Source organism: Stenotrophomonas sp. STEN009 (assembly GCF_056760395.1).
Genome location: NZ_JBRRES010000032.1, coordinates 17,395 through 30,867 on the forward strand (window position 1 = coordinate 17,395; position 13,473 = coordinate 30,867).

At 66.9% G+C, this 13,473-nt stretch carries 16 protein-coding genes; 8 read left to right on the top strand and 8 right to left on the bottom strand.

Annotation, left to right across the window (positions count from 1 at the left end):
• The first annotated feature begins 65 nt into the window (after positions 1-65).
• Together ACVOMM_RS14555 and ACVOMM_RS14560 are read left to right on the top strand one after the other, a co-directional pair.
• Positions 66-545, top strand: coding sequence for a hypothetical protein (locus ACVOMM_RS14555; RefSeq protein ID WP_481526431.1), 480 nt, complete (start codon positions 66-68; stop codon positions 543-545).
• An 83-nt stretch (positions 546-628) separates the two neighbouring features.
• Entirely contained in the window at positions 629-1,411 is a 783-nt protein-coding gene (locus ACVOMM_RS14560; RefSeq protein ID WP_481526432.1) for a 3-hydroxybutyrate dehydrogenase, read from the top strand.
• Here ACVOMM_RS14560 and ACVOMM_RS14565 read toward each other — a convergent pair.
• From ACVOMM_RS14565 to ACVOMM_RS14590, 6 genes are all read right to left on the bottom strand, one after another.
• Positions 1,408-1,779 (bottom strand): DUF4180 domain-containing protein, encoded by a 372-nt coding sequence (locus tag ACVOMM_RS14565; RefSeq protein ID WP_322523446.1) that lies wholly within the window; start codon positions 1,777-1,779, stop codon positions 1,408-1,410. The two genes, ACVOMM_RS14560 and ACVOMM_RS14565, sit on opposite strands and share 4 nt — an antisense overlap.
• Positions 1,772-2,638, bottom strand: a complete 867-nt coding sequence (locus ACVOMM_RS14570) for an alpha/beta fold hydrolase (protein ID WP_481526433.1) — start codon at positions 2,636-2,638, stop codon at positions 1,772-1,774. The genes ACVOMM_RS14565 and ACVOMM_RS14570 overlap by 8 nt, the downstream gene beginning before the upstream one ends.
• Positions 2,635-3,054, bottom strand: a complete 420-nt coding sequence (locus ACVOMM_RS14575) for a helix-turn-helix domain-containing protein (protein WP_481526434.1) — start codon at positions 3,052-3,054, stop codon at positions 2,635-2,637. The genes ACVOMM_RS14570 and ACVOMM_RS14575 overlap by 4 nt, the downstream gene beginning before the upstream one ends.
• A gap of 135 nt (positions 3,055-3,189) precedes the next feature.
• Positions 3,190-3,648: an SRPBCC family protein gene (locus tag ACVOMM_RS14580; protein WP_111186664.1), complete on the bottom strand. Its 459-nt coding sequence runs from the start codon at positions 3,646-3,648 to the stop codon at positions 3,190-3,192.
• A 2-nt stretch (positions 3,649-3,650) separates the two neighbouring features.
• Positions 3,651-3,965 carry an ArsR/SmtB family transcription factor gene (locus ACVOMM_RS14585; RefSeq protein ID WP_053517574.1) on the bottom strand — a complete coding sequence of 105 codons (315 nt, stop codon included), beginning with the start codon at positions 3,963-3,965 and terminating at the stop codon, positions 3,651-3,653.
• Positions 3,966-3,998: 33 nt separating this feature from the next.
• Positions 3,999-4,835, bottom strand: coding sequence for an oxidoreductase (locus tag ACVOMM_RS14590; protein WP_481526435.1), 837 nt, complete (start codon positions 4,833-4,835; stop codon positions 3,999-4,001).
• Positions 4,836-4,937: 102 nt separating this feature from the next.
• Between ACVOMM_RS14590 and ACVOMM_RS14595 the strand changes: the two genes are divergently transcribed.
• The 3 genes from ACVOMM_RS14595 to ACVOMM_RS14605 all read left to right on the top strand — a co-directional run bounded on the left by ACVOMM_RS14595 (position 4,938) and on the right by ACVOMM_RS14605 (position 7,112).
• Complete coding sequence (locus ACVOMM_RS14595) at positions 4,938-5,891, top strand: AraC family transcriptional regulator (protein WP_279942104.1); 954 nt, start codon at positions 4,938-4,940, stop codon at positions 5,889-5,891.
• Positions 5,892-5,945: 54 nt separating this feature from the next.
• The gene (locus tag ACVOMM_RS14600; RefSeq protein WP_065175556.1) at positions 5,946-6,530 is read left to right on the top strand and encodes a TetR/AcrR family transcriptional regulator; all 585 of its coding nucleotides are present in this window, start codon (positions 5,946-5,948) and stop codon (positions 6,528-6,530) included.
• A gap of 96 nt (positions 6,531-6,626) precedes the next feature.
• Positions 6,627-7,112: a hypothetical protein gene (locus tag ACVOMM_RS14605; RefSeq protein WP_193396292.1), complete on the top strand. Its 486-nt coding sequence runs from the start codon at positions 6,627-6,629 to the stop codon at positions 7,110-7,112.
• Between the two features lie 24 nt (positions 7,113-7,136).
• Here ACVOMM_RS14605 and ACVOMM_RS14610 read toward each other — a convergent pair whose 3' ends face one another.
• Positions 7,137-8,381, bottom strand: a complete 1,245-nt coding sequence (locus tag ACVOMM_RS14610) for a hypothetical protein (protein WP_481526436.1) — start codon at positions 8,379-8,381, stop codon at positions 7,137-7,139.
• An 86-nt stretch (positions 8,382-8,467) separates the two neighbouring features.
• A complete protein-coding gene (locus ACVOMM_RS14615; protein WP_193396294.1) occupies positions 8,468-9,469 on the bottom strand; it encodes a helix-turn-helix domain-containing protein in 1,002 nt (333 codons plus the stop codon).
• Positions 9,470-9,729: 260 nt separating this feature from the next.
• Between ACVOMM_RS14615 and ACVOMM_RS14620 the strand changes: the two genes are divergently transcribed.
• From ACVOMM_RS14620 to ACVOMM_RS14630, 3 genes are all read left to right on the top strand, one after another.
• Entirely contained in the window at positions 9,730-12,306 is a 2,577-nt protein-coding gene (locus ACVOMM_RS14620; RefSeq protein WP_180875931.1) for a TonB-dependent receptor plug domain-containing protein, read from the top strand.
• Between the two features lie 52 nt (positions 12,307-12,358).
• Positions 12,359-12,940, top strand: coding sequence for an FMN reductase (gene msuE, locus ACVOMM_RS14625; protein WP_481526437.1), 582 nt, complete (start codon positions 12,359-12,361; stop codon positions 12,938-12,940).
• A 159-nt stretch (positions 12,941-13,099) separates the two neighbouring features.
• Positions 13,100-13,462, top strand: a complete 363-nt coding sequence (locus ACVOMM_RS14630) for a DUF3088 family protein (protein WP_053517565.1) — start codon at positions 13,100-13,102, stop codon at positions 13,460-13,462.
• Positions 13,463-13,473 lie beyond the last annotated feature (11 nt).

Consider the following 13,473-nt stretch of genomic DNA (forward strand, 5'->3'; position numbering starts at 1 on the left):
GAGAGCATCCACGCGTGACGTGGATCTACTTGGGTATCGCCTGAAAATTCATCCTGGAGATCTGTGTGCCCAGCACGCTGGAAACTGTTTTGAAGACCGTAGGCTTCATTGTCCTTTCGGCACTTCCGTTGGTGATCCTCTGGTTCACCCTTCGGCGAATGTCAGCAACTGCTCGCTCGTCCGTGAAGTCGGGGCTGCGTTTGCATGCCCCTCGCCGGATCTCCGGCACGTCCATGACCTTGGTGATGGTGGATGGGAAAGAGGATCGGGAGCACTACTTCTTTGATGCGGAGTCCTTTTACCTGCGGCGTGGGCCGGTGCCTACGGTGGTTCCGCTCTCGCAGATCACCTCAGTCACACGAACGTCCGACAGGATCTACGGGCGCTATGTCTGGCAGGTTTGTTTCAGCAAAGCATCGGGCAGAAAGTGCGTGACGTTCACCAACAACCTGACCCTGTTCAATCGGGATTTCCTGCTGTTCCTTGAGGCCGTGGGGAAGGCCAATCCGCTGGCGACCGTTGATCGGGCGGGCATCTGCTTCTAGCTGTGGGCCGACATGGGGCGCCAGTTAAACGGGGGCGGCCCGCGGAGCTACACTGGTTGCCTGTGCCCAATGGAAGCTCGCCCATGTTCTCTGGAAAGGTTGCGGTGGTCACCGGCTCCACCAGCGGTATCGGTCTTGGCATTGCCACGGCACTGGCGCGGCAGGGCGCGGACATCGTGTTGAATGGCTTCGGCGATGCGGCGGAGATCGAACGAATTCGTTCCCGGTTGGAAACCGAGTTCAGCGCACGGGTGGCGTATGACGGTGCTGACCTGTCGCGGGGCGAGGCGGTGCGAGGAATGATCGACCGCGCCGTTGCAACGATGGGGCGCATCGACATCCTGGTGAACAACGCGGGCATCCAGCACACCGCGTCGATCGAGGAATTCCCGATCGACAAGTGGGATGCGATCCTGGCGCTGAATCTCTCGGCGGTGTTCCATGCAACGGCGGCGGCCTTGCCCCATATGAAGCAGCAGGGCGCCGGTCGCATCATCAACATCGCCTCGGCGCATGGGCTGGTGGGCTCGGTGAACAAGTCGGCCTATGTGGCGGCCAAGCACGGCGTGGTGGGGTTCACCAAGGTGACCGCGCTGGAGAATGCCGGCACCGGCATCACCGCCAATGCCATCTGCCCGGGGTGGGTGCGCACGGCGCTGGTCGAGCAGCAGATCACCGCGTTGGCCGAGCGCGAGGGCATCGATCAGGAGTCCGCCGCGCGTGCGCTGCTGGCCGAAAAGCAGCCCTCGTTGCAGTTCGTCACCCCCGAGCAGCTGGGGCAGACCGTGGTCTTTCTGGCTTCGGACGCCGCGGCGCAGATGACCGGCACGGCGCTGCCGGTGGACGGGGGCTGGACCGCGCGCTAGCGGGCCGGCGCCGCAAGCCGCGCCCGCAGCGCGTCCCAGTCGGCCACGAAACAGCCCTCGTGGCCGCGATTGCATTCGGTGATCCACGCGTCCAGCGATTCGCTCTGTGCGCGGTAGGTGCTGACATCGCCCAGTACGGCGAAGTGCAGGCGGTAGTTCACCAGCATCTGCAGCCACTGCCCGGCCATGCCGGAGCGCAGCTCGAAGAAATCCGGAGAGAGGCGTTGCACCGGAATGGCGATCCACTCGGCCTGATGCCCAAGGGCGTCGCCGACCAGGTCGCGCAGGCCGTTGGCATCGAGTGTCGGGCCCTGCGGCTCGATGCGCAGGAGACGGATGGTGCCGATGTACTCAATGGAATCATTCATGCTGGAGGCTCTGCAGTCGACGCAGCCGGGCGAGGATGTCTTCGCGCAGGCCGGGGATGTAGTGGTAGGCGTCTGCCAGCAGGGTGACGTCCGCCGTCGGGACGAGCCGTTTCATGCGTTCGGCGGCGGCAGGGGTGTCGATGAGGGCATCACGCGCGCCCATGACAAGGGCTGCCGGTGGATGCAACGTAGCCAAGCGCTCGTCGCTGATGCGGGGAATGCGCAGCGGACGTGGCCGGACCTCGGCACGGATCAATGCCAACAGGTCGAGCAGCGGCTGCGCACGTGCAGGTGCATGCAGTGGCTCGGGGCCCATGACCGCACGGCGCAAGCGCTCGCGCCCCCATCGGCCAAGCAGCAACAGTGGGAGCGCCTTGAGCAGGAATGCACGCTGGCGCCCGATACCCGAGGGGCTGACCAGAACCAGTGCGTTAACCCGGGCAGGCCTTCGCAACGCGTAATCCATTGCCAGGAATCCGCCGAACGACAGGCCCACGAATGCAGCGCTTTCCACGCCGAGTGCGTCGAGGACATCATCCAGCCATTGCGCATGCGCATCGCTGTCCAGCGCAGGTTGCGTGCCTTCGCTGAGACCCGGTTCGCCAATGATGTCGACGACATGCACGCGGTAGTACTCGCTCCAACGTGCGGCATCGAACATCCAGCTGGCGGCATTGCTGAGGGTGCCATGCAGCAGCACCAGGGCAGGGCCGTGTTCGGGGCCGCAGCTGACCACAAATGTCGAACCGGCGCGGGTGGCGAGATGGTGCGATTCGTGTGGTACCGGCCAGTCCGAAAGCACCTGGCGGTAGGCGGCAAGTACGCGCTGCGTGGGAATGCCGGGGCGGCGCCGCTTCATGCGCTGTGGTCCTGCAGCAGACGCTGCAGGCTGACCAGCAGCGCCGCGGAACCTGCCAGGCCACCGATCACGATCAGCTTGAGCACATCGTGCTCGGGCGAATAGATCGTCTCCATGCGCAGCGGCTCATCGTCGGCCTCGCGGCCGGTGACGCGTGCATGCAGGGCACGGACCAAGTCGGCGGCACGTGCCGCACCGCATCCGGGAATATCCACCACCGTGGTCAGCTGTGGGCGCGCAGCGGAGGGCTCACGCACGGTGCCGGTGAACACGTCGAGGTCTTCAGCGGTGATGCGATAGGACTTGCCGATGCGGGTCGCGCGCAGTTGGCCGCTACGGATATGCCGAAGGACGGTTTTGGGATGCAGGCTGAGCTCCTGGGCAGCCTGTTCGACGGTTAGCAACGCGGGGGACATATCGGAACTCGAGAACCATGTGCTCCCTATTGTTCCATATAATGCAATTGTTGGGATCGATTGGGAGTTTTGCCGAGGCGGCGACAGGGGGGGGCATCTTCCTGGTGCCGCCTGCGCGGGCAGCCATCCCGACGACTACGCTGGCTTCGCAAACACATCCAAGCCCTTGCCGGTCTCCAGCAGCGATTTCAGGCTGGACAGCACGATCGGCCAGCCCTGGCGGATGCCGGTATCCATGCCGCTGCCGGGTTCCAGATCGTCGTGGGTGACGGTCAGCCGCACCATGTCCTGGTAGGGCACGATCTCGAAGGTGACGCGGCTGTAGCTGTCCGGGTTGTCGGCCTGCGAGGCCGCGGCCCAGGTGATGACCAGTCGCGAGGGTGGGGTGCTTTCCACCACTTCGCCGACCAGCTCGACCGAGCGCGTGTCGTTGGCGCGCACGTGCTGCCAGCGCGAGCCGGGTTTCCAGTCCGAGACGTTCTCGTGGCCCCAGTAGCGGCGGGCGATCTCGGGCCGGGTGATGGCCTCGAACACCTTCTGTGGCGTGGAGGCGATGTAGATCACGTGGATGAAGCGGGTGGACGCTGCGGACATCGTCATTCTCCTTCCAGTTCTCGTTTCAGGTCATGCAGCAGGCTCAGGCGCTGCTGCTCGAACTTGCGTACCCAGCGCTCGTAGACGTCATGCAGCGGCACCGGGTTGATGAAGTGCAGCTTCTCGCGGCCACGGCGCACCGTGCTGATGAGGTTGGCGTCTTCCAGCAGGCCCAGGTGCTGGGTGACCGATTGCCGGGCCATGTCCAGGTGTTCGCACAGCTGGCCCAACGTCTGGCCGTTGTCGGCGCAGAGCAGGTCCAGCAACGTCCTGCGCGTGGGGTCGGCCAGGGCCTTGAACACCTTGTCTGCATCCATGGCGGACAGAATAGGCAGGTAAATACCTGCATGTCAACCGCCGTCGGTGGATCGGCTTATGGCCTCCCACTGGTCGATGCGGCTGGACATGGCCTGCAGCTTGTCACGCACACGTTGCACGGCGTCGCTGCCCAGCAGCAGGTGGCTGGGCGGTGCGTCGCTGTTGATGATCTTCAGCATGGCCTGCGCCGCCTTTTCCGGATCGCCCAGCTGATGACCGCTCTTGGCCTCGCGCGTACTGCGGATGGGGTCGAACAAGGCGTCGTAATCTTCAATGCTGCGCGGTGCACGCACCATCGAACGGCCGGCCCAGTCGGTGCGGAACGATCCCGGCGCGACGGCCGTGACGTGGATGCCGAACGCGGCCACTTCCTGGCCCAGCACCTCGCTGATGCCCTCCAGTGCGAACTTGCTGCCGCAGTACCAGGCGATGCCGGGCAGGGTGATGAAGCCGCCCATCGAGGTGATGTTGAGGATGTGGCCACGGCGGCGCGCGCGCATATGCGGCAGCACGGCCTTGATGAGCGCGGCGGGGCCGAACACGTTGACCTCGAACTGGTGGCGCAGTTCGTCCAGCGTGGATTCCTCGAGGATGCCTTCGTGGCCATAGCCGGCGTTGTTGACCAGCACGTCGATGGCGCCGATGCCGTTTTCGATGGCATCGACCAGCGCGTCGATGGAGGCGTGGTCGGTGACGTCCAGCAGGCGGCCGAACGCGCGGCCGGGGGCGAGGGATTCAAACGCCTGGCGGGCCGGTTCGTTGCGCACGGTACCGACCACGCGGTGGCCGGCCTGCAGGGCCTGTTCGGCGAGGGCGCGGCCGAAGCCGCTGCTGACGCCGGTGATGAGCAGCAGACGGGAGGGGGACATGGTGATGGCCTCATGGAAAGCGGGCTTGCACAGTAGTGCTTGTGGGGGATGCCATACAGGCCTAAGCTTCGGCCGATCTTGCCTATTCCTCTGAGGTGTGCGGTGCGGTCTGGCGATGATCCGGTGCAGCAGGATGCGCAGGCGCGCATGGTGGGGCTGCTGCAGGCGTTGGCGCCGGAGGAGGGCTACACGCTCACCGCCGTGCCGGGCGTACGCCTGCTGCGCTCGAACCGGCCGCTGGCGCGCACGCCGGTGCTGTACGACCCGGGCATCGTGATCGTCTGCCAGGGCGTCAAGCGCGGCTACCTGGGCGGGCAGGTCTACCAGTACGACGCGCAGCACTACCTGGCGGTGTCGGTGCCGGTGCCGTTCACCATGGAAACCGACGCGTCGGCGGAGGCGCCGTTGCTGGCGATCTACCTGCACCTGGACCTGCAACTGGCGGCGGAGCTGTTGCTTGCGCTGGACGCGCATGAGGCGCCGGGGCAGACACACGCGCGCAGCATGATGGCCAGCCCGATGGACCCGCCGATGCAGGCCACGGTGATACGGCTGCTGCATGCGCTGGGCGACACGCGGGAAGCGGCAGTGCTGGGCCCGGCGCTGGTGCGCGAGGTGTACTTCCGCGTGCTGACCGGCGCGCAGGGCGCTGCGATGCGCGAGGCGCTGGCCATGCGCGGCCGTTTCGGCAGCATCGGCCGGGCGTTGCGGCAGATCCATGCGGCCTATGCCACGGCGCTGGACGTGGCACACCTGGCGGCGGAGGCGGGGATGAGCGTGGCGACCTTCCACGATCACTTCCGTGACGTCACCGGCACTTCGCCCATGCAGTACGTGAAGTCCACGCGCCTGCACCAGGCGCGGTTGCTGATGCTGCGCCAGGGGATGACCGCCGAAGCGGCGTCGCTGGCGGTGGGGTATGCCAGCCCGTCGCAGTTCAACCGGGAGTTCAAGCGTCTGTTCGGCCTGCCGCCGGCGGCGGAAGTGGCGCGGATGCGGCGCAGCTTCGCGGTGCCGCCCGCGCCAGCCGGTGCGCTGTATGTGTCTTCCCACTGAACGGCGCGGGTCGGCCCGTTGACAGGCCTATCTACCTACTAGTAGGTTTGCGCCATGAAAGAGTCGCTGTCCCCGAAGGCGCTGGAGATTCTGGCGCAGGCCCGTTCCCTGCTGGAAGCCGGTGGTTACAACGGTTTCAGCTACGCGGACGTGTCCGCGCGGGTGAACATCAGCAAGGCCAGCATCCATCACCACTTCCCCAGCAAGGCCGATCTGGTGCGCACGGTGGTGGTGCTGTACCGGGCCGAGGCGCGCGAGGGACTGGCACTGCTGGACCGGCAGCTGGGTGATCCGCTGCTGGAGCTCAACGCCTATGTCGATTACTGGTCCAGCTGCATTGCCGGCGGAACGGCGTCGTTCTGCATCTGCGCGATGCTGGCCGCGGAAGCACCGATGATCCCGGTGGAGATTGCCGAGGAGGTGCGCGGCCACTTCGAGGACCTGACCGAGTGGCTGACCCGCACCCTGCAGAAGGGCGCTGCGCAGGGGCAGCTGCGCCTGCAGGGCCCGGCGGACGACGAAGCCAAGGCGTTCATGGCGTCCGTGCATGGTGCGATGCTGGCGGCGCGGGGGTTTGGCGATGCGGCCACCTTCGCGGCCCTGGCGCGGCTGGCGATCGCGCGGGTGAGCGCCTCCTGAGAACTGTATGCGGAAGGCCTGCGGCAACGCGGGTCTTCTTTTTGTCCACCATGCCTACCTACTAGTAGGTTTGTTTAATCCCAACGGAGCACTCCCATGCCACACCCGCTGTCCGCCCTCGGCGTCATCCACACTGCCGTCAGCCTGCTTCCCATCGTGGCCGGTCTCTATGGCTTGGTCCGCCACCGCGCCATCGATCCGGCCACGCGTGCCGGCAAGCTCTACCTGCTGGGCCTGGTGTTGTCGGTGGCAACCTCGTTCACCGTGTCCAGCACGGGCGGACTCAATCCCGGCCACGCCTTTGGCGTGATCGTGCTGCTGGTTGCTTTCGGCGGGGTGCTAGCCGCGCGCCTGCGCTTCCTGGGGCGGGCGGCGCGGTATCTGTCCACCTTCGCGCTGTCGTTCAGCTTCCTGCTGTCGCTGGTGCCGGGCGTGAATGAAACGCTGACCCGCATCCCGGTGGCACATCCGATTGCGGCCGCGCCGATGGCTCCGGTCGTGCTGCAGACCTTGCTGGGGTGTTTCGTGGTGTTCGTGCTCGGTTTCATCGCACAGTGCTGGCGGATGCGTGGCCGCCGCTGAGAACAGGCGCCGCGGCGACGCTGCTCAGTCTGCCAGCGGCGGCGGCGCGTCTTCGCCATAGGTGGCGTAGGCGCTGCCGCAGGTGGCCACCGTAGCGGCCGCCGCGGGCAGGCCAGTAGCGCGGATGCCGCGCCGCGTATCGCGGTCGAATATTTCCGCGTAGCGTTCGGCGGCCAGCGCGTCATCAGGCAGCACATACAGCAGCACGCGCTGCAGGGTTGACTGGCCCTCCATGGGCTGCGGCGTGCGGAACGCCGGTACCTGCACGCGGGCGCTGTGCCAGCGCATCGGCTCGCTGCTGGTCTGCCAGCGGACCTGCAGGGGCTGATCGAGCGGAAGCAGCGCGGCGCCGTCCGGGTAGCCGTACGCGGTGCAGTCCGCGGGCGGCGTCCGGATGCTGGCGATGGCGCCGTCTCCGATGTCCAGTGCGATGCCATTGACCTCCATCCGCACGATGGGCGCGCCGCCGTAGTTGTGGACCTTGAACAGCACCAGGCCTTCGAAGCGGCTGCGCTCCAGATCATCTGCGGTAGTGCCGCTGAGGCGTGCGAGCGCGGGCGCGACCTCCACATGATCGCGGTAGTGGTAATAGAGGTGCACCAGTTCCGGCGTGCCCGGGCGCCTCCATGACGCGTTGAAGGGCGCAAGGTCCGGATAGGGGCGGCGCAGCAGGGGCACGTCGGTGACGGCACGATCTCCGGAGGGCGTGGCGTAGCGGTAGTGGTCCACCGAGCGCTTCAGGCGCCCGTCTTCATACGGGAATGCCCTGTCTGCATCGGACTGCGCGTTGGGGTAGCGGTGGAAGGTGATGAAACGTTCGGGCGTGTCGCCCTGCATGGGCAGGTCCGGGCCAGCGCCGGAGCCGGTGGATGCATACGGCGAGGTGTCCAGCCACAGCGGTTGCCCGCTGAGATTGACGTGCAGTTCCGCGATGGCGGCACGCGAGCCGCCGGCGAGGCTGTCCCAGGTGTTCTGCAGGGACTGCCACAGCGGAACGATGAGCATGGCTGCGGCGGTGGGCACGAACATCACGGCGTGCACGCGGCCGGGCACCTGGCCACGGTCCCGTACCATGTAGCGCAGCCACGCCAGCACAAGCACCAGCAGCAACGGTACGCCCACCCAGATCGCCAGGGTGGCCAGCGCCACAACGCCCCAACCCAGATTGGGGGTGACCACGGCGATGAGCGAAAGGGTGGCGATGATCGCCGCCAGCACCAGCGACACGCCTATCCCGAAGCGGTAGTTCCTGTAAGGGCGGTCAGTCATCACCGTTCCATCGGCCTGCGGGACATTGCGATATCTTGCCGGTCCGATGGCGGCGTGGAAAGGCGGACGTTGCCGCAGGCCTACCCTCAGCAGCCGACCAGTCGATCGGCTTCGATGCCCTGCCGATGCAGGCTGCGGTACTCGGTGGGGCTGGCATCGACCAGCCCGCGGAAATGGCGGCGGAACGATTCCTGCGACCCGAACCCGGCCTGGTCGGCGACCCAGTGCAGGGGGCGGTCGGTGGTTTCCAGCAGCTCGCGGGCGAAAGCCACCCGCTCGCGGATCAGCCAGTCGATGGGTGACAGGCCGGTGGCGTCGAGGAACTGCCGTTGCAGGGTGCGTTGGCTCAACGCGGCCTGTTCGGCGAGGCTGCCCAGCGAGTGCGGTTCGCGCAGGTTGCGCCGCATCCACTCCATCAGCTTGGCCAGGCGTGTCGGCTCGCCGCTGGGAATGGCGCGGCTGACGCGCTGGCTGCGCCCGGCATCACGCCAGGGCGCCAGCACCAGGCGCTCGGCAACGAGGTTGGCCACGCGCGCGCCGTAATCCTTGCGCACCATGTGCAGCATCATGTCCATGCCGGTGGCCGAACCGGCCGAGGTGATGATGCTGCCGGCGTCGACGTAGAGCACGTCGTCGCGCACGCCGATGCGGGGGAACTGCTGCGCAAGCGTTTCGGTGAGCCGCCAGTGGGTGGTGGCCTGGCGGCCATCGAGCAGGCCGGCCCAGGCCAGCACGAAGGCGCCCGAGCAGATCGAGGCGATGCGGGCGCCGCGCGCGTGGGCGCGGACGAGCGCATCAAGCAACGCCTGCGGCGGGCGTTCACTGGGTTCGCGCCAACCGGGAATGACGATGATGTCCGCATCGTCCACCGCGTTGAGATCATGCGGCAACTGCACCTGCGTATTGCCGAGCATGCGCAGTGCACCGGGTTCGCCCGCGCACAGCTGCGTGCGGTACCACGCCACGCCCAGTTCCGGACGCACCGGTGCGAACAGGCCCACCGCACAACCGAACTCGAACAGGCCCTGGCCGTGGCAGGCCACGATGGCGACGGTCGGCGCGGTGGGATCGGCAGCGTGGATGGGCATGGCCTGATGCTACCGGTGATGGCGCATGCCGCCGCGTGGCATGCGGTCATGAGGTGATGCCTGCGGGATATATGGCGGCTGTGGTCGGATCCGTTTCCTTCGAAAGGGATCCGTCCCCATGCAAGCGCGCTGCCTAACGTCATTACCAGCGGTCATGTGGGTGGCCGGATGTTACGGCTGGGTGACGCGATCACGCCTGTCGTGGCGGGTGAACAGACCCTTGAATGGAAGCGTGTTTCCGGCCCACCCCACGAGCCCCCATGCCTGCCGCCTACGCCCCTGTCCTGAGTCCTCTTGCTGTGTTGATCGCCGCCGCCCTGGTTGCGGCCCCCGTGCATGCGGCAGACGCCGATGCGCAGCCGGCAACCACAGCGGCTGCCGCCAACGTCGCTGCATCCACCCTGGACGCAGTGGTGGTGACCGGCTCGCGCACCAGCACGCGCACGGTCAAGAACAGCTCCACGCCCATCGACGTGATCTCCGCCGAGGATCTTGCTGCGACCGGGCAGGCCAACCTGCTCGAAGCGCTGCAGCGCAGCCTGCCGTCGCTGAGCCAGATCGGTGGCTACCAGAGCGACCAGGAGAGCCTGATCCGCGGCTATCAGCTGCGCAATCTTTCACCGGGCTACACGCTGGTGCTGGTCAACGGCAAGCGCCGCAACGCCAGTGCGTATGTGAGCGGTGCCAACGGCGGCGGCTTTCCTGGCCACGCCTGGGCGGATCTGGCGCTGATTCCGGTGTCGGCCATCGACCACGTGGAAGTGCTGCGCGACGGTGCCTCCGCCATCTACGGCTCGGACGCGATCACCGGTGTGGTCAACGTCATCCTGAAATCGCAGGCACAGGGCGGTGAGGTGTCGGTGGAGAGCGGGCAGAGCATCGATGGCGACGGTACGCGTACCAGCGTGCGCGCCAACGTCGGCCTGCCCTGGGGCGAGGACGGCTTCGTCAATCTCTCGGGCGAGACCACGCGCCAGCACCACGCGATCCGGACGCGACGCTACATCGATGGCTATCTGAGCTATCCGGCGATCGATGCCAATGGCAACCGGGTCGCGCTGCGGCCGAACAACCGCCTGCCGGCCGGTGCGACGCCGGACCCTGCCGAGGCCACGCGCGATGCCGAAGCCAACACCATCCTCAGCTCACCGTCGTACGCGCTGAAGGCGTTTGCGGTGAACGTGGGCCATGGCCTGGGTGAGAGCGCGCAGTTCTACGCCAACGCCACTGCCAGTGACCGCACCGCGCAGGCGATCCAGAACTTCCGCCTGCCGGCCACGATCTTCACCACGTACCGGACACCGGGGGTGCTGAGCGTGTTTCCCGACGGCTTCCTGCCGGTGCTGGAGACCAAGGAGAAGCAGTACACCGGCACCGCCGGCGTGAAGGGGCAGCTGGCCGGCTGGGACTACGACGCCAGCCTGACCGGCAACCGCAGCACGGTGCGCACCTATACCCGCAACTCGGTGAACTACTCGCTGCCGTACCCGGGCTCGCCCACCGACTTCTATGACGGCAAGCTGGATTACCAGCAGGGCATTGCCAACCTGGACCTGCGCCGGGGCTTTGAGGTGGCGGCCTTTGCCTCACCCCTGGAAGTGAGTGCCGGTGCCGAGTACCAGCACGAGCGCTACGAGCGCGGGGCAGGGCAGTGGGAGTCGTACACCGGATTCGGTGCCGCTGCGTTTGTCGGCTACTCCACCGCCGACGCGGTGAAAGCCACGCGCAACAGCAAGGCGGTGTACGTGGGGGCGGCGACCAACGTCACCTCGCGCTGGTACCTGGATGCGGCCGCGCGCTGGGAAGACCATTCGGACTTCGGCAGCGTCTCGACCGGACGCTTGACCAGCCGCTTCGACATCACCGACGCACTGGGCGTGCGTGCGACGGTCAGCAACGGCTTCCACGCGCCAAGCCTAGGCGCGCAGTTCTACCAGGCCACGGGCAGCTGCCCGTGCGGTACGACGCTGGTGGCGCAGGTGTCCTCGCCCGCTGCGGTGGCACTGGGTGCCACCCCGCTGAAACCGGAGAAGGCCACCAACTACAGCATCGGCGTGACCTGGGACCCGAGCCCGGCCTTCCACCTGGCCGTGGATGCCTACCAGATCGACATCCGCGGCCAGCTCGGCCAGTCCAGCCAGATCGGCTACAACGCGCAGGATCCGGCGCGCATCACCGACAACAGCGGCACCGTATTGACCTCCGCGCAGAAGAACACGATCGATGCGCTGCTGGGTTCGGCCGGCATCAGCATCCTGCCGGGCGACGCGTTCTATGCCAGCTACTTCACCAACGTGGGCGACACCCGCACGCGCGGCGTGGAGCTGACGCTGGAGGCGAACCAGGACACATCGTGGGGCAAGCTGCGCTGGAGCTATGCCGCCAACGTCGGACGCACCACGATCCGCAGCGTCAGCGCCATTCCTGCGGCGCTGCAGGGGCTGCCCAACATCAACCTGCTGACGAAGTCCGGCGAGTACGCATTGCGCTTCCGTACGCCCAGCTACACCCAGGTGGCCGGACTGGGCTGGCAGAACGGACGCTGGCGCTCGAATGTGGACGTTACCTACTACGGGTCGATCAAGCGCCTCAACAACGGCGTGGAGTACAGGCAGCCACCGGTGCTGGTGACCAACCTGTCCGGCGGTGTGGAGCTGGGCGCGGGCTGGAGTGCGGCGCTGGGCATCAACAACGTGTTCGACAAGCGCACCCGCAAGGTGCCGGAGTACGCGCGCAGCGCCACCGACGTGGCCAGCATCGAGACCACCTGGGACAGCGGTGACGTGCTCAGCAGGATCGGCGCGTTCTGGTACGGGCGGGTCAATTACCGGTTCTGAGGTTCAGGCATGGCGTCGCCGGCCAGCGTCCGGCGTTACCGAGGAGAGTGGCATGTCATCTGGGTTGAAGATTGTTGCGTTGATCGGTTCGCCAACGGCATCGGTGAATTCGCGCACGCTGTTGCTGGTACGGCACCTGCTGGAGGCGCTGCAGCAGCGCCTGCATGCCAGCGTGACACTGGTGGAGCTGGCGCCGATAGCGCGCGCGCTGGGGCAGACGCTGTCGCGCAGCGAGGCCGAGCCCGTGGTGGAGCAGGCGCTGGCCACCCTCGAGGACGCCGAGCTGCTGGTGGTGGCCGCACCGGTCCATCGTGGCTCGTACCCGGGGTTGTTCAAGCACCTGGTGGACTTCATCGACCTCGAGGCGCTGGTGGACACCCCTGTGCTGCTGGCGGCCACCGGGGGCAGCGAGCGGCATGCGCTGGTGATCGACCATCAGCTGCGACCGTTGTTCAGCTTCCTGCAGGCGCATACGTTGCCCATCGGCGTGTATGCCACACCAGCCGATTTCGATGGCGAGCAGATCAACAGCGCGGCGTTGCAGGCGCGCATCCAGTTGGCTGCCGAGCGCGCTGCCGGGCATCTGCTGCCGCATGCCGCCAGCGGGCCGGCGCCCCTGCGCCGCATCGCCTGAGCTGCCCATAACGGCCAGCAGTCTGCTTATTGCCAACCTGCATCTGCGTGGCCGGATCCGACCGGCGATTGTCGCCAGCAGGTACGGGCGCGGCGCACAGCTTCTCTAGCATCGATAGCGAAACGGCACTTCATTGCCGGCCCAGACGAGGACGAACCCGTGGCTGCAGCTGCCTCCCCCAAACCCATCCTGTTCCTGCTTGATCGCGAGTTCGTCGACGGCCAGTTGCCGGGCCAGCGCTTCTTCTGCCGGCACAGCCTGCTGCTGGAAGGCGCGCTGTCCAGCATCGACGGCCTGGATGCACAGCTGGACGTGCGCCGCATCGGCTTCGCGCGGCCACGCCGCGAGGTGATCGCGGCGGTGGGCGAGCAGGACCAGTCGCTGCCGAAGCTGGTGTTGCCGCAGGGCGTGCGCAGCGAACACGCCAACGGTGCCTACCAGGACCGGCAGTACGTGACCGGTGCCGAGCCGATCCTGGCCGCACTCAATGGCCTGCTTGGCATTCCTGTGGCCCACCCCTGAGCGAGGACGCG

Bases quoted from the DNA above. Each gene is read 5' to 3' on its own strand.
- ACVOMM_RS14575 (WP_481526434.1), bottom strand. From the start codon at position 3,054: ATGTCCCCCGCGTTGCTAACCGTCGAACAGGCTGCCCAGGAGCTCAGC.
- ACVOMM_RS14580 (WP_111186664.1), bottom strand. From the start codon at position 3,648: ATGTCCGCAGCGTCCACCCGCTTCATCCACGTGATCTACATCGCCTCC.
- ACVOMM_RS14585 (WP_053517574.1), bottom strand. From the start codon at position 3,965: ATGGATGCAGACAAGGTGTTCAAGGCCCTGGCCGACCCCACGCGCAGG.
- msuE (WP_481526437.1), top strand. From the start codon at position 12,359: ATGTCATCTGGGTTGAAGATTGTTGCGTTGATCGGTTCGCCAACGGCA.
- ACVOMM_RS14610 (WP_481526436.1), bottom strand. From the start codon at position 8,381: ATGACTGACCGCCCTTACAGGAACTACCGCTTCGGGATAGGCGTGTCG.
- ACVOMM_RS14590 (WP_481526435.1), bottom strand. From the start codon at position 4,835: ATGTCCCCCTCCCGTCTGCTGCTCATCACCGGCGTCAGCAGCGGCTTC.
- ACVOMM_RS14565 (WP_322523446.1), bottom strand. From the start codon at position 1,779: ATGAATGATTCCATTGAGTACATCGGCACCATCCGTCTCCTGCGCATC.
- ACVOMM_RS14560 (WP_481526432.1), top strand. From the start codon at position 629: ATGTTCTCTGGAAAGGTTGCGGTGGTCACCGGCTCCACCAGCGGTATC.
- ACVOMM_RS14570 (WP_481526433.1), bottom strand. From the start codon at position 2,638: ATGAAGCGGCGCCGCCCCGGCATTCCCACGCAGCGCGTACTTGCCGCC.
- ACVOMM_RS14605 (WP_193396292.1), top strand. From the start codon at position 6,627: ATGCCACACCCGCTGTCCGCCCTCGGCGTCATCCACACTGCCGTCAGC.
- ACVOMM_RS14600 (WP_065175556.1), top strand. From the start codon at position 5,946: ATGAAAGAGTCGCTGTCCCCGAAGGCGCTGGAGATTCTGGCGCAGGCC.
- ACVOMM_RS14620 (WP_180875931.1), top strand. From the start codon at position 9,730: ATGCCTGCCGCCTACGCCCCTGTCCTGAGTCCTCTTGCTGTGTTGATC.
- ACVOMM_RS14615 (WP_193396294.1), bottom strand. From the start codon at position 9,469: ATGCCCATCCACGCTGCCGATCCCACCGCGCCGACCGTCGCCATCGTG.